At 60.4% G+C, this 22,909-nt stretch carries 24 protein-coding genes, 1 tRNA gene and 1 riboswitch; of the genes, 14 read left to right on the top strand and 11 right to left on the bottom strand.

All coding sequences use genetic code 11. From position 1 onward, the window contains the following. The 5 genes from JN12_RS11440 to JN12_RS11420 form a co-directional block, all read right to left on the bottom strand. Nucleotides 1-230: helix-turn-helix domain-containing protein (locus tag JN12_RS11440; RefSeq protein WP_170241904.1), on the bottom strand; the 230-nt coding region annotated here is incomplete at its 3' end. A gap of 156 nt (nucleotides 231-386) precedes the next feature. Then, on the bottom strand, nucleotides 387-1,418 hold the full coding sequence (locus tag JN12_RS11435; RefSeq protein ID WP_246125849.1) for a DUF3187 family protein: 1,032 nt from the start codon (nucleotides 1,416-1,418) through the stop codon (nucleotides 387-389). Between the two features lie 4 nt (nucleotides 1,419-1,422). Beyond that, nucleotides 1,423-1,719, bottom strand: a complete 297-nt coding sequence (locus tag JN12_RS11430; protein ID WP_145022802.1) for a PEGA domain-containing protein — start codon at nucleotides 1,717-1,719, stop codon at nucleotides 1,423-1,425. Continuing rightward, the gene (locus JN12_RS11425) at nucleotides 1,716-2,051 is read right to left on the bottom strand and encodes a PEGA domain-containing protein (protein ID WP_145022800.1); all 336 of its coding nucleotides are present in this window, start codon (nucleotides 2,049-2,051) and stop codon (nucleotides 1,716-1,718) included. The genes JN12_RS11430 and JN12_RS11425 overlap by 4 nt, the downstream gene beginning before the upstream one ends. Before the next feature lie 44 nt (nucleotides 2,052-2,095). Continuing rightward, nucleotides 2,096-3,916, bottom strand: coding sequence for a KUP/HAK/KT family potassium transporter (locus tag JN12_RS11420; RefSeq protein WP_145022798.1), 1,821 nt, complete (start codon nucleotides 3,914-3,916; stop codon nucleotides 2,096-2,098). 82 nt (nucleotides 3,917-3,998) lie between these two features. Continuing rightward, nucleotides 3,999-4,139, bottom strand: a riboswitch (cyclic di-AMP (ydaO/yuaA leader). A 203-nt stretch (nucleotides 4,140-4,342) separates the two neighbouring features. Here JN12_RS11420 and ileS point away from each other — a divergent pair. From ileS to JN12_RS11360, 12 genes are all read left to right on the top strand, one after another. Beyond that, nucleotides 4,343-7,126: an isoleucine--tRNA ligase gene (gene ileS, locus JN12_RS11415; RefSeq protein ID WP_145022796.1), complete on the top strand. Its 2,784-nt coding sequence runs from the start codon at nucleotides 4,343-4,345 to the stop codon at nucleotides 7,124-7,126. A 160-nt stretch (nucleotides 7,127-7,286) separates the two neighbouring features. After that, nucleotides 7,287-8,417, top strand: coding sequence for a hypothetical protein (locus tag JN12_RS11410; RefSeq protein ID WP_145022794.1), 1,131 nt, complete (start codon nucleotides 7,287-7,289; stop codon nucleotides 8,415-8,417). 32 nt (nucleotides 8,418-8,449) lie between these two features. Then, on the top strand, nucleotides 8,450-8,707 hold the full coding sequence (locus tag JN12_RS11405) for a hypothetical protein (protein WP_145022792.1): 258 nt from the start codon (nucleotides 8,450-8,452) through the stop codon (nucleotides 8,705-8,707). Between the two features lie 97 nt (nucleotides 8,708-8,804). Then, nucleotides 8,805-9,302 carry an endonuclease domain-containing protein gene (locus JN12_RS11400; RefSeq protein ID WP_145022790.1) on the top strand — a complete coding sequence of 166 codons (498 nt, stop codon included), beginning with the start codon at nucleotides 8,805-8,807 and terminating at the stop codon, nucleotides 9,300-9,302. 28 nt (nucleotides 9,303-9,330) lie between these two features. Continuing rightward, the gene (locus JN12_RS11395) at nucleotides 9,331-9,528 is read left to right on the top strand and encodes a hypothetical protein (RefSeq protein ID WP_145022789.1); all 198 of its coding nucleotides are present in this window, start codon (nucleotides 9,331-9,333) and stop codon (nucleotides 9,526-9,528) included. 22 nt (nucleotides 9,529-9,550) lie between these two features. After that, complete coding sequence (gene argH, locus JN12_RS11390) at nucleotides 9,551-10,927, top strand: argininosuccinate lyase (RefSeq protein WP_145022786.1); 1,377 nt, start codon at nucleotides 9,551-9,553, stop codon at nucleotides 10,925-10,927. Between the two features lie 12 nt (nucleotides 10,928-10,939). After that, nucleotides 10,940-11,698 carry a fibronectin type III domain-containing protein gene (locus tag JN12_RS11385; RefSeq protein ID WP_145022783.1) on the top strand — a complete coding sequence of 253 codons (759 nt, stop codon included), beginning with the start codon at nucleotides 10,940-10,942 and terminating at the stop codon, nucleotides 11,696-11,698. Nucleotides 11,699-11,849: 151 nt separating this feature from the next. Further along, nucleotides 11,850-13,103: a diaminopimelate decarboxylase gene (gene lysA / locus JN12_RS11380; RefSeq protein ID WP_145022780.1), complete on the top strand. Its 1,254-nt coding sequence runs from the start codon at nucleotides 11,850-11,852 to the stop codon at nucleotides 13,101-13,103. Between the two features lie 76 nt (nucleotides 13,104-13,179). After that, nucleotides 13,180-14,052, top strand: coding sequence for a 4-hydroxy-tetrahydrodipicolinate synthase (gene dapA, locus JN12_RS11375; protein ID WP_145022777.1), 873 nt, complete (start codon nucleotides 13,180-13,182; stop codon nucleotides 14,050-14,052). Nucleotides 14,053-14,129: 77 nt separating this feature from the next. Further along, a complete protein-coding gene (gene dapB / locus JN12_RS11370) occupies nucleotides 14,130-14,933 on the top strand; it encodes a 4-hydroxy-tetrahydrodipicolinate reductase (RefSeq protein ID WP_145022774.1) in 804 nt (267 codons plus the stop codon). A 21-nt stretch (nucleotides 14,934-14,954) separates the two neighbouring features. Then, entirely contained in the window at nucleotides 14,955-15,185 is a 231-nt protein-coding gene (locus tag JN12_RS11365; RefSeq protein ID WP_145022771.1) for a PLD nuclease N-terminal domain-containing protein, read from the top strand. 14 nt (nucleotides 15,186-15,199) lie between these two features. Beyond that, nucleotides 15,200-16,432, top strand: coding sequence for an LL-diaminopimelate aminotransferase (locus tag JN12_RS11360; protein ID WP_145022768.1), 1,233 nt, complete (start codon nucleotides 15,200-15,202; stop codon nucleotides 16,430-16,432). Between the two features lie 262 nt (nucleotides 16,433-16,694). Here the strand turns inward: JN12_RS11360 and JN12_RS11355 are convergent. Both JN12_RS11355 and JN12_RS11350 read right to left on the bottom strand, forming a co-directional pair. Next, nucleotides 16,695-16,769: transfer RNA gene (locus tag JN12_RS11355), tRNA-Gln, on the bottom strand. A 111-nt stretch (nucleotides 16,770-16,880) separates the two neighbouring features. Further along, complete coding sequence (locus tag JN12_RS11350; RefSeq protein ID WP_145022765.1) at nucleotides 16,881-17,537, bottom strand: YceH family protein; 657 nt, start codon at nucleotides 17,535-17,537, stop codon at nucleotides 16,881-16,883. A 132-nt stretch (nucleotides 17,538-17,669) separates the two neighbouring features. Here JN12_RS11350 and JN12_RS20485 point away from each other — a divergent pair, with 132 nt between their 5' ends. Then, nucleotides 17,670-17,813, top strand: coding sequence for a hypothetical protein (locus JN12_RS20485; RefSeq protein ID WP_170241903.1), 144 nt, complete (start codon nucleotides 17,670-17,672; stop codon nucleotides 17,811-17,813). Nucleotides 17,814-17,840: 27 nt separating this feature from the next. Next, nucleotides 17,841-18,602, top strand: a complete 762-nt coding sequence (locus JN12_RS11345; protein WP_281287730.1) for an FKBP-type peptidyl-prolyl cis-trans isomerase — start codon at nucleotides 17,841-17,843, stop codon at nucleotides 18,600-18,602. A gap of 77 nt (nucleotides 18,603-18,679) precedes the next feature. On the opposite strand, the gene JN12_RS11340 is transcribed toward JN12_RS11345, so the two are convergent. From JN12_RS11340 to coxB, 4 genes are all read right to left on the bottom strand, one after another. After that, entirely contained in the window at nucleotides 18,680-19,933 is a 1,254-nt protein-coding gene (locus tag JN12_RS11340; RefSeq protein WP_145022762.1) for an MFS transporter, read from the bottom strand. A gap of 17 nt (nucleotides 19,934-19,950) precedes the next feature. Further along, on the bottom strand, nucleotides 19,951-21,066 hold the full coding sequence (locus JN12_RS11335; protein WP_145022761.1) for a phosphotransacetylase family protein: 1,116 nt from the start codon (nucleotides 21,064-21,066) through the stop codon (nucleotides 19,951-19,953). A gap of 110 nt (nucleotides 21,067-21,176) precedes the next feature. After that, nucleotides 21,177-21,998: a protoheme IX farnesyltransferase gene (locus tag JN12_RS11330; protein ID WP_145022758.1), complete on the bottom strand. Its 822-nt coding sequence runs from the start codon at nucleotides 21,996-21,998 to the stop codon at nucleotides 21,177-21,179. Beyond that, nucleotides 21,995-22,900 carry a cytochrome c oxidase subunit II gene (coxB, locus tag JN12_RS11325; RefSeq protein ID WP_145022755.1) on the bottom strand — a complete coding sequence of 302 codons (906 nt, stop codon included), beginning with the start codon at nucleotides 22,898-22,900 and terminating at the stop codon, nucleotides 21,995-21,997. Before coxB ends, JN12_RS11330 begins: the two co-directional genes overlap by 4 nt. Between the last annotated feature and the right edge of the window lie 9 nt (nucleotides 22,901-22,909).

Below are 22,909 nucleotides of genomic sequence, written 5' to 3'. Positions count from 1 at the left end.
AGGCCATCTTCTACAAAACGCTTCTTCAGGTGTTCAATTGTCCGACTACTCACACCAAGTGCCTCTGCAGTATCAGCAACACTCCAGCCTGGACCATTATCACCGGCATCAGAAAGCAACAAGGCACGGGCGTGGACAAACCGCCTTGCGTGGGTCTTTCCACGCTTGGTTAAGGCTTCAAGATCTTTACGCTCCTGCTCGGTAAGTGTTACTCGGTATCTTGGCGACATGGTGGCCTCCTTGAATGAGTTACGCCAGTATGCCATATACCGCAATTAAACGAAATATTAAATGTTAAGTGGTACTAGCCCCTTTTTCACGCGTCCACCCATGATCCTGATAAAGCCAATCGGCCGTTCGCCTCAACGACAGGCAAAGGATACGGATCAGAAGCGGTGGGTGAGGGAGAGATGCAGAGTGACATCCGGAGCGGTGTCCACGGCAAGGTCTTCCGAAACCGCAATGGACAGTGCTGTGCTGTCGGGGAAATTGATATCCCCTCCCATCCGGATCTCCAGCGCCGGATTGCTCAACTCCCGCAGGCTGCTGTTGTCGTACATAGGGGTATTCCCATCAAGCTGAAGCTTGAGGGTGATCCAGCCGGCCGGCGCATAGCCGAAGCCGGCGGTACCGAACCCGGCCACATGCCGCTGCTGGTCGGGAAGGACGTCTCCCTGCGTCATGATCATCCCCCCGCCGGCTCCGTAAAATCCGAGTTCCCCCCATGGCCCGGGGAGGGTGAACGTGCTGTTGGCGGTGAGCCAAAGGGCGATGTCGGTACTGCCGCTCCCCCGGAGCCAGGCGCTGCTGCCGGTCGGCAGCTTCAGGCTGCCCCGCAGGGCAAGGGCGTGCCGTGCCGTGCCGCTGGTCCCACGGTAGAGTTGCCAGCCACCGCTAAGACGAATATCGCCGAGCCCGTACCCCGACTCGTCCAGCAGGAGCCGCACCTGGCCATCCTTTTCGTAGCGGTAGAGGAGCCGGTTCCGGGGGGCGCTTTTCCTGCCCCCTTGGGGAAGGTTGAAGGTATCGTGCCATCCCTCGATGAAGCCGTCGAAAATACCTCCGCCATGCCCCACGAAGGGGAGTTCCAGCCCAAATTCCAGGTCGCTGCCGATGCCCCGGCTGAAACTCAGGACGGTCCGGTAGCTCTCGCCATCCAGGAGGATCTTCTCTCGCGAGGTCTCGTCGTGGGCAAAGTTGCTGGCAATATCCTCGACAACCGTGAGCGCATATTTCCCGGCCGGGAGGACAGAGGCGGTTCCCGACTGGGGCAGGCCGAAGATCTGGACCAGCGGGCTCTGGTTGGAAGTGGGAAATGCCGCGATCTCGGCAGCGCCACAGGCAACCGTTGTCAGAACCAAGAAAAGGGCCGAAATTGCGCCCACACGGGCAGCAGGTTTCCTGAAATGAATAGTCATGCCGTCAGTTCCGATCCGGTTCGAGTTCAAAGTTGAGGACCCGTGCCTGGTCCCCCTCATAGCAAAGGACCTCCTTCGCCTCCCGATATCCCTTCAGGCGCAAGCTGATGAGGCGCTTCTCCCGGACCAGCTGCTTGTTTTCCGGGAAGTCTACAGAGATGGTGGCTGGAGTCGTCCCCAGCTTTTCGCCGTCGACAAGGATCTCCGCCCCTGTCGGCTGCGACTTGACGATGTACTGTCCGGATGTGCCGCAGCCGGACAGCAGGGCCAGCATGAAAACGTAGACAAAACAGTTCCTCATGGCTTTCCACCACCCGGGTTCTCCCGGTTGAGCAGGAAATGGAGCGTCGGCATGTCGATGGGGTACAGGTCACGGGTCTGGGATTCGTAACCTTCCTTCTTGACCTGGACGACCCGGCGCAGCAGAGAGTTGTACAATTCGTCCTGGTTCCAGGTGAAAAAGGTCTTCACCTTGAGCGGGGTCTCGCCCATTTTGTCGCCATCCAGAAAGATGGTGGCACCGGCCGGTTCGGAAGTGATGAGCACGTCCTTGGCAACCCTGGTGGTGGAACCGCAGGCAGTGAGAATGACTATCATGCCGAGCATTGTGATGTTACGGATTACTTTTGTCATAAAAATCACCCCATGAATTTGTACGTTTCCGTTGCAGCCAAAGACTACATTTCCACCCGCGTCACCACCCCCTGCAGCTTGCTGGCCGGCAGTTTGTTGAACTGAACGAAGTTGGGTGTGAGCCTCTTTATTACCGAAAACACCTTCCAGACGGGGTTCGGCGTGGCGATATCCTCGATCCCGTAAAAAATGACCTTTTCGTGAATGCCGTTCTCTTTCAGTAGCGTCTCTATATCCAGCATCTCCATATATCCGGCCTGGATGGCAAAGGAGTCAAGCCCGGTACCACCGTTAAGGTTCAGACAGGTATGGATACCGAACGGTTCGTCGGTCCGGACGATGGAGATGAAGATGTTCCGCTCATAGATGATGTTGCTGCGAATGATGCAGTGTACCACATACGGTGGCACCACCTCCCACTCCTTGGTGAAAAAAAGGCCGGTGCCGGGGATGTTTTTCCCCTTGGCGTGGATCTGCTCATAGGCGATCAGAAACGTATCGATGTCCAAAGGGCGTAGCGCCCGGTAGAGCGCCCGTTGCCCTTTGGTCCAGATCAGGATGACTGCAAAGGGAATCGCAGCCAGAATAAGGGACCAGTAGCCACCGTGGGGGAGCTTGTTCAGGTTGGCGATAAGGAAGGCCAGGTCAAGGAGGGTGACGAACAGGGCAATGGGCACCTTCCACTTCTTGGTGGTCCGGGCGAAGATCATGCACATCATGATGCCGGTTATGGTCATGGTGCCGGTGACCGCCAGGCCGTAGGCCGCGGCCAGGTTTTCCGACTTCCGGAAGACGATCATGATAAAGATGACCAGCACCAGCAGCGCCCAGTTAACCGAGCCGATATAGATCTGGGATTTCAGATGGCTGGAGGTGTAGTCCACTTTCAGGAGCGGCATGATACGGGTGGTGATCCCCTGGTAGACGATGGAGAACACGCCGCTGATCAGGGCCTGGGAGGCGATGACCGTGGCCATGACAGTGAGGAGCAGGAAGGGGATGTAGAGGAACGGCGCCTCCCAGCGCACCATGCCGAAGAGGATGTTCCTGGCGTCCGGATGCTTGAGGATGTATGCCCCCTGCCCGAGGTAGTTGATGACCAGGGCGACAAAGACGAAGTACCAGGCGCGAATGATCGGCTTGCGCCCCAGGTGCCCCATATCGGCATAGAGTGCCTCGCCGCCGGTGGCACAGAGGATGACCTCCGAGAGGATGAAGAAGCCGGAGAGGCCGTTCCTGGCCAGGAATTCAACGGCGTACCAGGGGCTCACCGCTTTCAGCACCACCGGATAGCTGGCGGCTGAAATGGCCCCGGACACTGTCAGGGCGAGAAACCAGACCACCATCAGCGGCCCGAAAAGACTGGCCACCTTGTCGGTTCCCTTGAACTGGAAGATGAACAGGCCGACGGCAATGACAGCGGCAATGAGGATCAGCATCCACTGCTGGGTATGCTCCAGGCCGGGAATCAGTTCCAGACCCTCGACGGCGGAGAGGATGGAGATGGCCGGGGTGATGACCCCGTCCCCCAGCAGCAGACAGACGCCGAGGTAGGAGAGAAAGGCGACGAACCCCAGCTGCCTCCCCGGCTTCAGTAGCCGCACCAGGATCTCCTTGAGGACGATGGTTCCCCCCTCCCCCTTGCGCCCGAGGCTCATGGCCAGCCAGGCATACTCCACCGACACGAGGAGGATCAGGGTCCAGACAATGAGGGAAAGGATGCCGAGGATATGCTCCTGGGTGGGCTGGGTGAGGGTCATGATGACCGTCAGGGTATAGATCGGGCTGGTGCCGATGTCGCCGAACACCAGTCCCATGGACTTGACGATACCGCCCCAGAAGGAACCTGCTTCATGGTGTTTCATCTACTGTCTCCCGCACGTTGTGTGCAGGGCTGACTGCGGAACATGAAGGCCGCCGGCAACCGCCGACGGCCCATGGCCGCTTTCGTGCCCTTCCAGATGCCTACGAGGTTAGCTGACGGGCTCGGGAGTGGAAGTTCCCTATCCGGCATCTGCCGGAATGCGCCCCTTGGTGCATGGGTCCCCCGCATCCGTTCCACGGAACGGATCTCGGCTGAAATTTTCGCTTTTATACTCCTTGTCAGGTTCAATATCAATAATCTTCCATGCACAGCTGCCGGGAGACGGGGGCAAGGCGATGGTCACCGGACCGAATATACGTTGGTCACGGATTGTGCCACAACCGGAGAAAGCCTTTATTTCTTGACTTTTCAATGGGTTCTGGCTAGTTTAGTTCGCTTGTTTGGCGATCATCACGGAGGAATTCCCATGGAGTATAAAGACACCCTCAACCTGCCCACTACAGACTTTCCCATGAAGGCCAACCTGAACCAGCGCGAGCCGGAGGTCCTGGCAACGTGGGAGAAAAACGGGCTCTATGCCGCCATCGAAGAACAGGGGAAGGGGAAGCCACTGTACGTGCTCCACGACGGCCCCCCCTACGCCAACGGCCATATCCACATCGGCCACGCCCTGAACAAGATTCTCAAGGACATCATCCTCAAGGGAAAGCGGATGGAGGGGTTCAATGCCCCCTACGTTCCGGGCTGGGACTGCCACGGGCTTCCCATCGAGCTGCAGGTGGAGAAGAACCTGGGGTCGAAGAAACACGAGATCTCCAAGCTGGAGATGCGGCGCGAGTGCCGGAAATACGCCGAGAAGTTCATCGCCATCCAGCGGGACGAGTTCAAACGACTCGGGGTCCTGGGCGACTGGGACAACCCCTACCTGACCATGAACTACGAGTACGAGGGGCAGACCGCCGCCGAACTGGCCAAGTTCGCCCATAACGGCAGCCTCTACCGGGGGAAGAAGCCGGTGCACTGGTGTTCTTCCTGCGTCACGGCCCTGGCCGAGGCCGAGGTGGAGTACGCCGACCACACCTCTCCCTCGATCTATGTCAAGTTCGCCCTGCAGGACGACATCGCGACTGCCGTGCCCGCCTTGGCCGGCAAGAGGGTGTCGGTGGTGATCTGGACCACCACCCCCTGGACCATCCCTGCCAACCTGGCCATTGCCCTGCACCCGGAATTTACCTATGCGGCCCTTGAGGTGAACGGCGAGGTCCTCATCGTTGCCGAAGGGCTGAAGGACGCCTTCCTGGCGGCCAACAAGCTGGAGGGCCGGGTACTGGCCACCTTCCCGGCCCAGGTCCTGGAACGCAAGCGCTGCAAGCACCCGTTCTACGACCGCGATTCCATCGTGCTTCTCGGCGAGCACGTGACCCTGGAGGCCGGCACCGGCTGTGTCCACACCGCGCCCGGCCACGGCCAGGAAGACTACGAACTGGCCCTGAAGGAAGGGTTGGAGATCTACAATCCGGTGGATAATCACGGCAAGTACCTCTCGAACCTGGAGTTCTTCGGCGGCCAGTTTGTCTTTAGCGCCAACCCCCTGGTGATCGAGAAGCTGCAGGAGGTCGGCGCCCTGGTCGGGGCCGGCCAGGTGAGCCACTCCTATCCCCATTGCTGGCGCTGCAAGAAGCCGATCATCTTCCGGGCCACCGAGCAGTGGTTCATCTCCATGGAGGCAAACGGGCTGCGCAAGCAGTCGCTGGCCTCGATTGAAGAGGTGCAGTGGATTCCCAAGTGGGGTAAGGAGCGGATCTACGGCATGATCGAAAACCGCCCGGACTGGTGCATTTCCCGCCAGCGTACCTGGGGGGTCCCGATCACCGCCTTCTCCTGCACTGCCTGCGGCGAGTACCTGGCCGACGGCGCCCTCATGGACCATGTGGCCGCGATCTTCAAGGAACAGAGCGCCGATGCCTGGTTCGAGTGGGACGCGGAAAAACTCCTGCCGGCCGACACCAAGTGCCCCCAGTGCGGTGCCTCCACCTTCAGTAAGGAGATGGACATCCTGGACGTCTGGTTCGACTCCGGGGTCTCCCACGCCGCCGTGCTGGAACCGAACCCTAAGCTCGCATCCCCGGCGGACATGTACCTGGAGGGGAGCGACCAGCACCGCGGCTGGTTCCACTCGTCGCTCCTGGAGAGCGTCGGCACCCGCGGCCGGGCCCCGTACAAGAACGTCCTGACCCACGGCTTCGTGGTGGACGGCCAGGGGCGCAAGATGAGCAAGTCGGTGGGGAACGTGGTCGCCCCGGAAGAGGTGATCAAGAAGTACGGCGGCGAGATACTCCGCCTCTGGGTCGCAGCCCAGGACTACCGGGACGACATCCGGATCTCCCAGGAGATCCTGACCCGCCTCTCCGAGGCGTACCGCCGCATCCGGAACACCTGCCGCTACATCCTGGGGAACATCAGCGACTTCGATCCGGCAAAGGACTCGGTCCCCTTCGACAAGATGCCGGAACTGGACCGGTGGGCACTGCACCAGCTGGAGCTCCTCAAGGAGAAGGTGCTGAAGTCCTATGGCGAATACGAGTTCCACGTCCTCTACCACGCGGTGAACGGCTTCTGCACCGTGGAGATGAGCGCCTTCTACCTGGACATCCTGAAGGACCGGGTCTACACCAGCAGGAAGGACTCGGTGGAGCGCAAGAGCGCCCAGACCGTCATGTACCTGATCCTGGACAGCCTGGTGCGGCTGACGGCTCCGGTCCTCTCTTTCACCAGCGACGAGGTCTGGGGATACATGCCGGGCGAGCGGGAAGCGAGCGTGCATCTGGCGCAGTTCCCGGCGCTCAACCCGGAATGGAAGGATGACCGGCTGGTGGAGCGCTGGGAGCGGATCATGAAGGTGCGGGCCGAGGTCTCCAAGGCGTTGGAGCAGGCGCGGGTGGCCAAGACCATTGGCCACTCACTGGACGCCAAAGTGACAATTAATGCTGCGGCACTGGAAGCTGTGCAACTTCATGAATTTAACGAAAATAATTCTCTGAGAGATGTTTTCATTGTTTCTGCCGTTGACCTGACAACGCCGATAGTTCCAGGTTCAGGATATAGATCTGAAGCAGTCGATGGACTTACCATCCTTGTGACCGCTGCACCGGGCGAGAAGTGCGAGCGCTGTTGGTGCTACAGCGAGGAGCTCGGGTCGGAGAGCGACCATCCGACGATCTGTCCCAAGTGCACGGCGGCGGTGAAGTAGCACAACGCTAACTCCTTAACGGCAATTGAAACACGGGGACACAGAGGACACGGAGGCAGGCAAAAATCTAAAGCCAAGGCCAGGCATACGGTTTTAACCAAAAAGACGTTGCTTTTCTCTGTGCTCTCTGTGTCTCCGTGTTGAATGGATTTTTGCTTCTATGGTCCAGATCATCGATACAAAGGTCAACCTGGAGTTCCCGCTCGGTCACCACCTCCACTGCATGATCGCCCAGCTCCCCAACCGGCTGCGCCGGGGCGAGAGCTGTTACGTCATCACCGATCCGGACGAGAAGTGGGGGCAGGTGAAGGCGCTCCTGGACCTGGTGGCCGCGGGGGAAGGCAACCTGAAGAAGCTCCACTTCCTCATGCTGCCGGAGTGCAGCATCCCCTATGCCCGCTTCGACGAGATGCTGGCCGCCATCGACCAGGGGTTCCGCCCCAATTCGGTGACCATGTTCGGCATCGAGCATGTGCCCCTCAAGACCTACCGGGAGCTCCTGGAGCGCTTTGGGGAGGATAACGCCGAGGCGATCGAGCTGGTGAACAGGGATCTGGACTCCGGAGACATCCTGGAGATGCCGGTCAACTGGTGCTGTATAGCGGTCAAGGAGGCGAGCGGCAGGCTGCGGGTCTTTCTGGAGGCCAAGTCCCACCCTTTCCACGGCGAGGAGTTCCTGGACAAGTACCATGACCTGTACCGGGGGCGGCACTTCTACCTCTTCCGCAGCCGCCCCTCCTGCTTCAACTTCATGGCAATCATCTGTCTCGATTATCTTTATCGCGACCTGTACGCCTCGAACATCAAGCAGATCATCGACCATGCCAACCAGCATTACTTCACCACCAGGCAGGGACTGGACGCCCTCTTCGTCCTCCAGTGCAACCCGAAACCGGAACACCATAGCTACCGGGACGTGATCAGCGGCTTCTACGGCGAGTACCTGGAGGACTTCCCGGGTGTCCGGGAGGCGGTGACGATCTTCGGCAACAGTTCGGACGAAACCTTTGTCGAGGGATTCTCCGACGGCAAGCCGGCCCACGGCTATTCCTACGTGGTCATCAACCGTCACCACAAGCTGGGGAAGGTGCAGCAGCGGGAGTTCGTCACCGACGACTTCGGCGGGGCCCCGGTCTGCCGGCTCCGTTTCGGCCCCGAGACCCGGCTCTACTACTTCAATCTCCCGCTGCACCACGAACTTGACCCCCGCACCTCGCGGGTACCGCTCAAGGTGCACAGCGTCATGCACTGGACAGAGGATGGCCGATGGGAGAAACTGGCGGAATTGTAAATGCGATGAGTTTGTGATGAAGAGGGAGTGAGATGGTGTCAAAAGAAGCCAAAGCCAGAATCAAGATTAACAAGCTGCTTGAAGAGGCTGGCTGGCGTTTTTTTGACTCGCCAGAAGGCAAAGCCAACATCTTCCTGGAGCATCACACCAAAAAGGGAAAGTTTACCAACAACAAGCTAGGTAATGACCTGGAAGACGCGCCCGATGGCTTTATCGACTATCCGCTGTCAGAAAACTGCATATCCCCCTCCCATCCATTGAAATCCAGAAACAGATCGTCACCGAAATAGAGGCGTATCAGAAGATCATAGAGGATGCGAAACAACAGATTCTTGATGCTGAAGTCAACATCCGGACTGCTATCGGCCGGGTCTGGGGAGAAAAAGTATGAGTCAAAACCAACCCCTCCCCCGCCTCCCCTTGACAGGGGAGGAGCCAAAACCGAACCTTTTATACAAAGGGCAGGAGATTGCAGAAGAGGTTTGCTTTTCACCCTCCCTTGTCAAGGGGAGGGTCGGGGAGGGGTTGGTTCTGCCCTACAACAAAAACCTCACCGCCCTTGCCCGTGAAAACCGCAGCAACCCCACAAAAGCCGAAACAAAAATTTGGCACGAAGTCCTGCGCATGAGGCAGTTTGCCAACTACAAATTTCTTCGGCAAAAGCCGATTGACAATTACATCGTAGATTTCTACTGTTCTGAGCTTCGACTTGTAATAGAGATTGACGGCGATAGTCACGCCGGTACTGTCGAATATGATGCTGAACGGACAAAGGTACTTGAAGCTTTGGGGCTTACAGTTGTTCGCTACACGAATGACGAGGTTATGATAAATATCCAGGGCGTATTTGACGATTTGAGCCAAAGGATCGGGGTGCAAGGATGACGGTGGTGCTGGAATGGGGAGAAAAACAATGACCACAAAAAAACAGTTACCCATGGATTCGGATCTGGCAGGGGTCGATAAAGCACTCAAAAGAGCCGCTAAATCGGCGCATACGCTGGCACGTAAAACCAAGACCCCTTGCTATGTGGTCAAGGACGGCAAAATTGTGGATATTGCCAGCAAAATGCCGAGGGCCTCGGCAAAAAAGCAGGCAATTCGAGATTGAAGAAATTCTAAGGAGATTCATCATGTCCAAGGACAAACTCTGGGGCGGCCGGTTCGCCCAGCCCACCAACAAATTCGTCGAGGAGTTCACCGCCTCCATCGACTTCGACAAGCGCCTCTACCACCAGGATATCCGGGGTTCCATCGCCCATGCCCGGATGCTGGGGAAGCAGGGGATCATCCCCATGGCCGACGTGGAAGCGATCGTCCACGGCCTGCAGCAGATCCTGGAACAGATCGAGGCCGGTCATTTCGACTTCTCCGTCTCCCTGGAAGACATCCATATGAACATCGAGGCGCGCCTGTCGGCCAAGATCGGCGAGGCCGGAAAGAGGCTCCACACCGGCCGCTCCCGCAACGATCAGGTGGCCCTGGACATCCGTCTCTACCTGCGGGACGAGATCGTCGAGGTCTCCGCCTATCTCGACCTGCTCATCGACTCGCTCCTCACTCAGGCGGAGACGAACCTGGGGGTCATCATGCCGGGCTACACCCACCTGCAGACCGCCCAGCCGATCCTCTTCTCCCACCACATGCTCGCCTATGTGGAGATGTTCAAGCGGGACAAGGGGCGGATGGAGGACTGCCTGAAGCGGGTGAACGTCCTGCCGCTCGGGGCCGGGGCCCTGGCCGGGACCACCTTTCCCATCGACCGGGAGCATGTGGCCGAGCTGCTCGATTTCCCGGAGGTGACCCGCAACTCACTCGATTCGGTCTCGGACCGGGACTTTGCCCTGGAGTTCATCTCTGCCTCCTCGATCCTGATGATGCACCTGTCGCGCTTCTCCGAGGAGCTGATCCTTTGGTCCACCAGTGAGTTCCGGTTCATCGACCTCTCCGACGGCTTCTGCACGGGATCAAGCATCATGCCCCAGAAGAAGAACCCGGACGTGCCCGAACTGGTCCGGGGGAAGACCGGCCGGGTCTATGGCAACCTGATGGCGCTCCTGACCGTGATGAAGGGGTTGCCGCTCGCCTACAACAAGGACATGCAGGAGGACAAGGAACCGCTGTTCGACACCATCGACACGGTCAAGGGTTCCCTCAAGATCTTTGCCGACATGATCCGGGAGATGACGGTGAATGCCGGCACCATGCGCCAGGCCGCGGCCAAGGGGTTCTCCACCGCCACCGACGTGGCCGATTACCTGGTCCGCAAGGGGATGCCGTTTCGGGATGCCCACGAAGTGGTGGGGAAATCGGTGGCCTACTGCCTTACCCACGGCAAGGACCTGCCGGAGCTGACCATCGAGGAGTGGAAAGGATTTTCCGACAAGATCGGCGAGGATATCTATGACGCCATCACCCTGGAGGCCTCGGTGAACGCCCGGGCCGCCATCGGCGGGACGGCGCCGGAGCGGGTGAAGGCGGAGATTGAGCGGGCCAAGGCGGGGAAATAGACGGGATAAGTAATGAAATCGATTCTCTGTCTTTTAATCTGCACACTACTGTTTGCCGGCTGCGGCAAGAAGGGGGCACTGATCCCGCCCGAGGCGCTGGTGCCTGCGCCGGCGTCCGATCTGCAGGTGCGGCAGCAGGGGGATGGCTTCCGCATCTCCTGGACCGCACCCGACAAGGAGGAGCGGGGACGCCCCCTGCGCGACCTGGCCGGTTTCCGGCTCTACCGCCATGAGGTCCTGCCGCCGGGAGAGGATTGTCTCGCCTGCCCGGACAGCTGGCGACCGGTCAGGAGCATTGATCTGGACTTCCTGCGTGACGTGCAGCGGAGCGGAGACCGTTTCTTCTGCATGGATCGCGCCGTCAAGACCAGCACTGCCTATCGCTACAGTGTCACTGCCGTGAGCCGTCGGGGTGCGGCCGGGCGTCCGGCCTTCAGCGAGCGACGAAAAAAGGTTGCAGCGCCTTTGCCTCCCGCACTCAAGGCGATTCCCTCGCCGACCGCTGTTACCTTGGCGTTCGTCACTCCTCCCCTTACCGGTAGCGAGCGGCTGCGTTTCAATATCTACCGCCAGCGTTCCGGCGAGCCCGCACCCGCTGTCCCGCTCACGCCGTCGCCGGTCCCCGGCCCCACCTACACCGACCAGCAGCTTGACCGTACCGTTATCTATCACTACACCGTAACAGCCGTGGTCCGCATCGATGGTGAAGAGGTGGAGAGCGAACCTTCCAATGAGGTGGCCGCCTCCCTCTCCCCTCCCGAGTTCCGCTGAGCGGCACCCTTTGGAACGCCGTACCTTCCCCTTTCTACCCGATTGAATCTTTTGACTTTTGTCCCCTCCTATGTTAGGTAAAAACACTTTAGCCAAAACAAGGTTTGTCCATACTGGACGCACTTATAAGCCAAATGGAGGATTGAGCACAATGAACCACTTTCAGTACAAGGGGAACGAACTCTTCGCCGAAGATGTGTCGCTGAAGGATATCGTCGCCAAGGTCGGCACCCCGGTCTACGTTTACTCCCATGCCACCCTGACCCGCCACTTCAGGGCGTTCGACGATGCCTTTAACGGCGCCCCCCATACCATCTGCTATTCGGTGAAGGCCAACTCCACCCAGTCGGTCCTCAAGACCTTCATCAACCTGGGGGGCGGCGTCGATATCGTCTCCGGCGGCGAACTGTTCCGTGCACTCAAGGCTGGCGTCGATCCGCAGAAGGTTGTCTACTCAGGCGTCGGCAAGAAGGACGACGAGATCGAGTACGCCCTGAACACCGGCATCCTGATGTTCAACGTGGAGTCGGAGCAGGAGCTGACCCGCATCAGCGAGATCGCCTCCCGCCTGGGGAAGAAGGCCGGCATCGCCATCCGGGTCAACCCGGACGTTGACCCCGGCACTCACCCCTACATCACCACGGGGCTGAAGAACGCCAAGTTCGGCATCACCATCGACCGGGCCATGGAAGAGTACGGCCGGGCCAAGACCCTTCCCGGCATCGACGTCATCGGCATCGACATGCATATCGGTTCCCAGCTGACCAAGGTCAACCCGTTCGTCGATTCCATCGAGAAGCTGAAGGTGATGATCGGCAAGCTGCGAGAGCAGGGGATTGACCTCAAGTATTTCGACTGCGGCGGCGGTCTCGGCATTCAGTACAACGCCGAAGAGCCCCCTCTGCCGGCCGACTACGGCCAGAAGGTCGTTGCCGCCACCAAGGATCTGGGAATGCATCTGGTGTTCGAGCCGGGTCGCAACCTGGTGGGCAACGCCGGCATCCTGGTGGCCAAGACCCTTTACACCAAGGCCCGCGACGAGAAGAATTTCATCATGATCGATGCCGGGATGAACGACCTTGCCCGGCCGGCCCTGTACGACTCCTACCACGGTGTTCAGGCCGTGACCAGGGATCAGGACGGCATGATCGTCGCCGACATCGTCGGACCGATCTGCGAGTCGGGCGACTTCCTGGTCAAGGGACGCGAGGTGCCGATGTTCAAACAGGATGACCTGGTCGCTTTCATGTCGGCCGGTGCCTACGGCTTTGCCATGAGCAGTTCCTACAACAGTCGGCCCCGGGTGGCCGAGGTGATGGTCAAGGGAGACAAGTTCGAAGTGGTCCGCGAGCGCGAGACCGTCGAAGAGCTGATCAAGGGCGAGCGGGTCGCGTCGTTTCTGTAATCATCTTGCGTAGGGGCGCATGGCATGACATGCGCCCAGGGCGAACGCGGTTCGCTCCTACAAGGAGGACAAATTTATGTTCCAGGGAAGCATTGTCGCCATTGTCACCCCGTTCAAGAACGGCCAGGTTGATTTAGAAAAACTGCGGGAACTTGTGGAGTTCCAGATCGCCGGCGGTACCGACGCCATCGTGCCGTGCGGCACCACCGGCGAGGCCTCCACGCTCGACTACGACGAGCATATGGAGGTGATCAAGACCGTCATCGACCAGGTGAAGAAGCGGGTCCCGGTCATCGCGGGCACCGGTTCCAATGCCACGGCCGAGGCGATCGAGCTCTCCCAGAAGGCCAAGGAGGCGGGTGCCGACGGCGTGCTGCTGGTCACCCCCTACTACAACAAGCCGACCCAGGAAGGTCTGGTGCGTCACTACACGGCAATAGCCGACGCCGTGGCCATCCCCCAGATCCTCTACAACGTACCGGGCCGCACCGGCGTCAACATGCTCCCCGAGGCCGTTGCCCGCCTGGCGCCCCACAGGAACATCGTGGCGATCAAGGAGGCCACCGGGTCGCTCCAGCAGGCATCAGAGGTCATCGCACTTTGCAACGGCCAGATCGACGTTCTCTGCGGCGACGACTTCATCACCTTCCCGATGATGGCCTGCGGCGCCAAAGGGGTCATCTCGGTCCTGGCCAACATCATGCCGAATACCGTGGCGAGCCTCGTCGACGCCTTCTTTGCCGGCGACCTGGCCAAGGCGCGCCAGCTCCACCTGGATACGCTCAAGATCGGGAACGCCATGTTCATCGAGTCGAACCCGATCCCGGTGAAGACCGCCCTGGGGCTGATGGGCAAGTGCTCCGACGAGCTCCGACTGCCGCTCTGCCCGATGGGCGAGGCGAACAAGGCGAAGCTGGCGGCTATTATGAAGGAATACGGTCTCATATAATACTGCTGAGGGCTCAGGGCTGGGGGTGAAGACTGAGTCTTGCCCCGAGCCCAGAACCCCGAGCAATCGAGGTTTCTATGATCAAGATCGCTGTCTGCGGCGCTGCCGGCAGGATGGGCGGACGCATCATCGCTGCCATCAAGGAGGCCGAGGGGGTCGAGCTCTCCGGTGCCCTTGAGCGGCCCGGCCACCCGATGGTCGGCCAGGATGCCGGGTTCAACGCCGGTCTCGGCGCCATCGGCGTCGCCATTTCCGACGACCTGAACGTGGTGGTCGACGGCTGCGACGCCCTGATCGACTTCACCGCCCCCAAGGTGTCGCTCAAGAACCTGGAGGCATGCGCCCTCAAGCGGAAGTCGATCGTCATCGGCTCCACCGGCTTCACCCCGGAAGAGCGGGCACTGGCTGCCGAGCTGGCGAAGGATATCCCGGCAGTGCTCGCCCCGAACATGTCGGTCGGGGTCAACGTCTGCTTCAAGGTCCTGAAGGACGTGGCCAGGACCCTGGGGGACAACTTCGACGTGGAGATCGTCGAGCTGCACCACAACAAGAAAAAGGATTCCCCCAGCGGCACCGCCGTCCGGATGGGCGAGGTGGTAGCCGAGGCGCTCGGCCGCGACTACAACGAGGTGGCCAACTACCACCGCGAGGGGATTTGCGGCGAGCGGACCAGGGAAGAGATCGGCATGCAGACCGTGCGGGGCGGCGACATCGTCGGCGAGCACACCGTCTACTTCATCGGCATGGGGGAGCGGATCGAGATCTCCCACCGGGCCATGAGCCGCGACATGTTCTCCCGCGGCAGCGTGCGGGCGGCACAGTGGGTGGTGGGCAAGGCGCCGGGGCTGTATGACATGCAGGATGTCCTGGGCCTGCGCTAGCATCGCTCAGGAGGTGTCATCATGATGGAGGCCGGAATACTGGTCATGTTCGCAGTGGTTGGCGGGGGGATTCTTGCCCTTGCCTGCCTCGCTGCCTGGATCTGGGCGCTTATCGACATCCTCAAGAACGACTTCACCGGACCGAACAAGCTGGTCTGGTTCCTGCTGGTCATCTTCCTGCCGCTGGTCGGCGTCATCTGCTATTACTTCATAGGGACGAAGCAGAAGCTCCCTTCCAATTCACATTATTAGTCGGAGGATTCAACGTGGCAAAAATCAACGATAACTACCTTAAACTCAAGGCCGGCTACCTCTTCCCGGAGATCGGCCGCCGCGTGCGCGCCTTTGCCGAGGCCAACCCGTCCGCCAAGGTGATCCGCCTGGGGATCGGCGACGTGACCCGCCCCCTGGCCCCGGCCGTGATCAAGGCGTTCCACCAGGCGGTGGACGACCTGGCCACCATCGACCAGTTCGCCGGCTACGGCCCTGAGCAGGGGTACGACTGGCTGATCAACGCCATCATCGAGAAGTCCTACAAGCCGCTGGGCGTGTCGCTGAAGACCGAGGAGATGTTCATCTCCGACGGCTCCAAGTGTGACTGCGCCAACATTCTGGACATATTCGCCCTGGACAACGTGGTGGCCATTGGCGACCCGGTCTACCCGGTCTACAACGACACCAACGTCATGATCGGCCGCACCGGCGACGCGGACGACAAGGGGTACTACAAGGGGATCGTCTACATGCCGTGCAACGAGGCCAACGGCTTCATCCCGGCCCTCCCGACGGAGAAGGTGGACATCATCTACCTCTGCTTCCCCAACAACCCGACCGGCACCGTGGCCAGCAAGGCCGAGCTGAAGAAGTGGGTCGACTACGCCAACGCCAATGACGCGGTCATCTTCTTCGATGCCGCCTACGAGGCGTTCATTACCGACCCGGCGATCCCCCACTCCATCTACGAGATAGAAGGGGCGAAGAAGTGCGCCATCGAGTTCCGCTCCTTCTCCAAGACCGCCGGCTTCACCGGCGTCCGCTGCGGCCTGGTGGTCGTGCCGGAAGAGGTGACGGGGACGACCTCCACGGGCGAGCGTTACAGCTTCAACAAGCTTTGGCTGCGCCGCACCACCACCAAGTTCAACGGCGCCTCCTACCCGGTGCAGAAGGCCGCCGCCGCGGTTTACGGCGACGAGGGGTGGAAGCAGAACAAGGAGATCATCGACTACTACATGGAGAACGCCCGGATCATCCGCGAAGGCTTGGCGGAAGCGGGGCTCACGGTGTACGGCGGTGTCAACGCCCCCTACATCTGGCTCAAGACCCCGAAAGGGATGACCAGCTGGGACTTCTTCGACAAGCTCCTCACCGAATGCAACGTGGTCGGGACCCCCGGCTCCGGCTTCGGCCCCAGCGGAGAAGGGTTCTTTAGATTGTCGGCCTTCGGTCATCGTGAGAATGTGATCGAGGCGGTGGAGAGGATAAAGAAAAACCTCAAGTAGCCTGATACAGAAAGGGCGCCCTTTGCGGCGCTCTTTTTGTATGGAACAAGGTTAGCCACGGGCAAGCAGGAAGTTATCGAGATCATAAGAGCAGCAAGTCGGAGATTGCTGTGCCTGAATATTCATCTGAACTGACGGTTTCGTCCAACTTGTCTTCGTAGTGTGCTGGATATGACAAGACCCCTTATCTCCTGTATACCTAAATGTATACCCAGATGTAAGGGGTCTTGTTTTATATAGCCATTTCGGCCAGTTATAAGTCTGGCTGGGGTGCGAGGATTCGAACCTCGGAATAACGGAGTCAGAGTCCGTTGCCTTACCGCTTGGCGACACCCCAAAAACCGAATTCATTTACCACAGCCCAGCAGAGTTGTCAATGATTTCAATTGGCGAATCGAATGGCGATCTCTTCTTCGCGTCTCCTTAACGATTAATGGAAAGGCCTCTCTCACTCGAACTGGGCCTTGAACTCCTCCACCAACTGCCGCAGCTCGGCAACCTCGCTCCGCAGGGTGGCGACGTCTTCTTCCAGCCTGCCGACCCGCTCGTCTTCAGCCATAACTTTGAGCCGCGCCGCCTCAGGCGGAGGGGCGCTTTCTTCTGCCGTCGGCTGGGGTTCTCCGGCCAAGAGGTGGGCGTAGCGGGACTCCTTCCGGCCCGGCTGGCGCAGCAAGCGGGTGACCAGCGGCGGATCGAGCTCCATCAACACTTCCAGCACCTGTTCCACGGCAGTGAGGTCGGCGAACGGCGCCATCCGCTCGGCCCGGCTGCGCAGCTCGCCGACGGTTTGGGGGCCGCGCAGTAGCAGCTCGGCCAGCAGTGCCAGTTCCGGCGGTGCAAAACGATACTTCTCGGTCAGGGAGTGGCAGTATTTCGGCACCCGCCCCGCCTCGGCCGACAGCCGCGCCATCCCTTTAAACTTCAGGCGGTCAATGGCGCGCACCACATCGGCCTCGGCCAGGCTCAGCACCGGATCACGGTTCGACTTCTGGTTGCAGGCATTGGTCAGGGCATTGAGGGTGAGGGGGTAGTATTCCGGGGTGGTCAGCTCCTTTTCGATGAGGCAGCCGAGCACCCGAACCTCCACGTCATTGAGCATCTCCATGGCAAACTCCTGTTCTTCGGAAAATGGGAAAACAAGTATAGCAGCATTTCGGTCAAAAAACGTATACGCATCTTGCCCGGCAGCGCTACGAACGGATCGGGTACATCAAGCCGCCACAAGGATGCGGCCCTCATGGCCCGGGTCTTCGGCCTGGAAGAGCAGATCCATCCCATGTCGCCGCTGGTGCTGGGGAAAGGCTCATCAACCAAAAAGTTCCTGGATGGTGAGCTTTGCCGGGAGTGGGCGGCTGACAGGATCGTCGCTGCCTGCCGGTAACTGGAGTCATGCTGTGATCTGCTTCTGGTGGAGGGGGCCGGCTACGGCGGAGGCGTCATCGGCAACGTCATCGACTCGGTCCGGCTCAACCTGGCGCTGTACCGGGAGGCGGGGGTGGCGGTCCGGATGCTTCTGGTCAACAACATTGTCGGACACCATCCCCCTGCCAGCAGCCTGCGCAGCCTGAACTGCATTTTCTTGTGGACGTTTTTCGCTCTTCCCCGTACTCTACTCTCAATAACGACAGCCACGGCTGCATACCATCATCAGAAGAGAAGGAACAAGGTAATGGCACAGGTAAAACAAGGCGATAAGGTGAAATTCGATTACACCGGCATGCTCAAGGACGGCACGGTTTTCGATTCAACCCTCGAAGGCGAGGAATGCAACTCGGAGGAGTGCGAAACAGGCGACTGCAATCATGATGATTGCGGTTGTGGCTGTGAAACCGGCCCCTTCGAGCTGACCATCGGCTCCGGAGAATTTTTCACCCAGGTTGAAGAGGCCCTCGTCGGCATGGCCCCCGGTGACAAGCGGACGGTTGTGGTCCCGGCTGTGGACGCCTTTGGCGAGCACGACACGGAAAAGGTTTTCACTGTACCCCGCGGCGACGTCCCGGCAGACCTCAATCCCGCGGTGGGAGACGAACTCATCCTCTCCAACGATGAGAACGATGATTTCGGGGTTACCGTGACCGAAGTGACAGTAGATAGCATCACCTTCGACGCCAACCATCCGCTGGCCGGCGAGGACCTCACCTTTGAGATCCAGTTGGTGGAGATCCTCTAACCCACCAAACTCACTCATATCCTGACGAAAAAGGCGGCTGCGGCCGCCTTTTTCGCGTTCAGGGGATGGATCAAATCTCACCCCAGCTCGGAATAATCCCGGGCGAACAGGTAGAGCACGATTGCCACGGCCAGACCGACGACCGGGAAGAGAAAGGCACTGTGGAAGGCCTGGGGCGTGGCTCCGTCCGCACCGCGGGGAAAGGAGCCGATGATCAGCCCCATCACATGCTGGGTGACGGCCGCGCCCATGACGACGAAGAAATTGAGTGAGGTGAGGGCGGTCCCGACGATCCGCACCGGGAACATGCTGCGGGTGATCGGGTAGATCATCACGCCGCTGGAGACCGCCAGGCCAATGACGAAAAAACCTGCCATCAGGAGCGGCTGCGGGAGGGTTTCCGCCAGACCGAGAAAGCTGCTCATGAGGATCAGCAGCAGCACCTGTCCGGCCAGGAGGGTCTTCTTGTAGGAACGGAACTGCCGGCTGGCGATGGTGTCGATCATTGTGCTGCCGATGATGAACCCGAGGGAGGTTAACAAGAGCATCCGGCCGGTGGCGGCCCGGGAGAGATGAAATACCTCCATGAGGTAGGGGCCGCCCCAGAGCCCCTGCAGTGCCAGGTAATTGCCGTACCAGAAAAAGGCGGTCGTCCCCAGGAGCCAGAAATGCGGGTTGCCGAAGATCTCCCGCCATGCGGCCAGCATGCCGGCAGGGTGATCGGAGCTCTGCGCGGGCTCGGTCGGGCACTGCGGCGGCCGGTCCCGCACCACGAAGAAGACCAGCAGGGTGGACAGCACCTGCACGATGGCGATGGCCAGAAACGACGCCCGCCAGCCAATGGCGGCCACGGCCAGTGCCAGCGGTGCGGTGGCCGACAGGTTGCCCAGATTGCCGACCGCCACCATGAAGCCGGAGACCCGGCCGAATTCCTGCTTCGAATACCAGTGGCTGAAGATGGTGAAGGTTGCCATCAGGACAGATGCCGTGCCGATCCCGATCAGGACCCTGGCCGCCATTGCAGTCCCCAGGCTGTCCGCCCGGGAAAAAAGTATGCCGCCGATGGCGGTCAAAACGCCCGAACAGCCGATCACCAGCCGGCTTCCCAGCCGGTCGATCATCGGTCCCAGGGGTAGCTGGGCCAGGGCATAGACATAGAAGAGGATGCCCGACAGGGAGCCGAGCTGCTGGGGTGTGAGGTGCAGTTCCCGTGAGATGTCGCGCGCCACGACGGCAAGGGATACCCGGTAGAAATAGACGAGGATATAGGTGAGGGCCAGGGCGCCGAAGATCGCCCAGCGCCTGCGGCGCAGCCGGCTATTGTCAGGCATGGTTTCCTTTCGCGCCGTCAGGTGACGGGATGCCGGGGCGCGAACAGTGCGTCCAGGGTCTCGAAGTCGAGACTCCTTTCGGCCAGCGACCGGATCAAGTCGAGTTTCTCGGTGTCCTCGGCAGTAATCTTGGAGACATCCTCGGTGAGTATCCGGTGTAGTTCGGCCGTGGTGTGGCTGTGGGTACGCAGATACGGGATATTGCTCTGTTCGAGAATCCGCTGGGTGATGGTGCTGATAGGGATGACACCGGGAATCACCAGGCCGACGATCAAGGACCGGTACTCGGGCATCTGATAGAGGTTGGCCAGGGTCACCAGCAGTTCGTCACGGCTGCTGGTGACGATGAGGAGCGACGAGGCCTTCAGCAGTTCGGTCACCCGCTGGGTCGAGGCGGCGCCAATCTGTACGTTGTGGATGATCCTCCCCATGTCGCGCCTATTGCCGTTCAACGGAAGCTCAAGCAGTCGCGAGACGCGGCGCAGGGTCGGGTTGGCCAGGACCGGCTGATAATCGAAGCCGCCGATCACCGAAAACGGCTCGTCTGCCAGTGCCCGGCGCAGGTAATCGAGAATCGACTGCCGCTTCTCCGGGATCAGCTTGTTGGCCAGGAGCGCCCGCACCTCGGCCCCCTCCTTTTCGAAGAGCGCCAGGTTCATGCTGACGGTATCCACTACGTTCCCGACCCCGCCGCCGGTCACCATCAGCACCGGCGCGTCCAGCATCCGGGCGATGCGGGCGTTGGACAGCTTCAGCACCGACCCGACACCGGGATGGCCCGATCCCTCGATGACAATGAAATCGCACCGCTGTTCCAGCTCGGCATAGGCGTGGAGAATTCGCTCCCGCAGTTCGGCAACGGCGATCTCGCCGTCGATCACCTTGCGGGTGGTGTCGGGATAGACCACCACCGGCGACATGATCCGCAGATCCTTCTGCAGACCGAAGACCTGGGCGATCAGGATGGCATCCTTGTCGAGGGTAGCCCCCCGCAGCATGGCCGGCTTGGGGCCGATCGGCTTGATAAAGCCGACCCGCTCGTATTTCTTCCGGGCCAGATGCAACAGGGAAACGCTGGTGGTGGTCTTCCCGCTGTTCTGGCCGGTTGCTGCTATGAAGATCTTTCGCGTCATGGCACCCTCGGTGTAAAAATACTTAATTAGTTCACCGTGCCGGGTTTGTCAAATGGGAACGTAACAAATGGTGTGCCGCAACCGAAAGCAGTTTGGCCCGGTTGGCGCTGTCAGCGTTGGAAAACGAGCGCCAGGGTCACCAACAGCGGAAACAGGTTGATGCCGGGACCGAGAAGGTCCTCTGAGCGGCTATATGCAAGGATGCAAAGGCCAACAGGAACAGCCAGGTACCAACGGGCCGCGTTTCCCTCGATGATGCCAAAGGCCGGCAACAGCAGCGACGCCGCGGCCAGGGCCAGGAGCCAGAGCCGAAAGAGCCCTGCGATCCCGAACTCCGGTAGCCGGGGATCGAACAGGGGGATTCCGGCGCACCGATACTCCTCCGCATGCCTGCGCTGGAATAGCCAGAAATGGGGGATCTGCCAAAGGTACAGAAGGCCGGCCAGGAGCATGATGCGGTAGTCGGTCGGCTCCCCACCGGCATTGCACCAGCCGATAACCGGCGGTACGGCCCCGCAGACGCCGCCGACAGCCAGGGCAAAGGGGGTGTGGCGCTTGAGGGGGGTGTAAACCCCGAGGTACCACGCCACTGCCACCGCTCCGAGCAGGGATGGGAGCGTTTTGTCTTCGGCACCGAGCACCAGGAGGCCGGCCAGGAGAGTTGCCACACCTATGGCCGTAGCTGTAGCCGGCGACAGGTCGCCGTTTGGCAGGGGGCGCCGGCTGGTCCGCGCCATCAGGCGGTCGATGTCGCGCTCCATAACCTGGTTGAGGGCCGACCCCCCGGCTGCCAGGAGGGTCACGCCGGCAACCACCGCCCAGAGCGCTCCCTGCGCCAGAGCTGACGGGAAGAGGCAGTACCCTCCCGCGGCGGCCACACCGTTCAGGAGCGCCAGCCGCAACCGGAACAGCCGCATCATGGAGCGGATCATCGGACCCCCTTGAGGAACTCCACCAGCGCCTTTATTTCGGCATCCGTTAATTTGCCGGCAAAGGAGGGCATCACCGGCGGAAACCCTTTGACCACGTCGGCGTTCGGTTCCAGAAGCGAGCGCCGCAGATACGCCTCGTCCACGGTGATGTTTCTCTCTACTCCGTTGGTCAGAACCGTCACGCGGCGGCCCCAGATCCCCTTCAGGGATGGTCCGACCTTCGGTGTACCGTCCAGGGAGTGGCAGCCGAGGCAGCCGTGCTTCTCCAACAGTTTCTTGCCGGCATGCTCCGTTTCACCCCCCTGCTGCAGCCAGGCGGCGAACCGGGCCGGCGGTAGCGCCTCCACCGTGGTGATCATGCTGGAATGACCGGTGCCGCAGTATACGGAGCAGAACAGGTCATACGTGCCGGGCTTGTCGGCCACGAACCAGGCATAATTCTTCATCCCCGGCACCACGTCCCGTTTCACCCTGAAGGCGGGGAGGTAGAAGCCGTGCAGCACGTCCAGGGAGACCAGGTTCACCAGCACCGGCCTGCCGACCGGCACGACGAGCTTGGGGCTGGTCCTGCCATTGGCGTAGGTGAAGCTCCAGGACCAGGTCCGGGCCGTGGCCGTTACCTCCAGCGCATTTCTGGGCACCTGCCGCAAAGTGAGGTAGCCGGACCAGCCGTAGTAGAACATCGCAAGCACGAGGGCCGTGGGAAGAACGGTCCAGACGATCTCCAGCCAGACATTGCTGCTTGCCTGGGAGGTCGGTTCGGGCGCCCGGGAGCGGCGGTAGCGGATGACGAACCCTACCATGGTCAGCGTGATGCCGACGAGCAGCACGAGGCTTGCCCCGAAGATGAACATGAAGACCGGGTCGACCGCCTGGGTTGTAGTCACGAGATCAGGGTACACACTGGCTCC

It is taken from the genome of Geobacter argillaceus, from assembly GCF_007830735.1.
GTDB classification, from domain to species: domain Bacteria; phylum Desulfobacterota; class Desulfuromonadia; order Geobacterales; family DSM-12255; genus Geomobilibacter; species Geomobilibacter argillaceus.
This window is presented reverse-complemented; position numbering and strand designations above follow the sequence as displayed.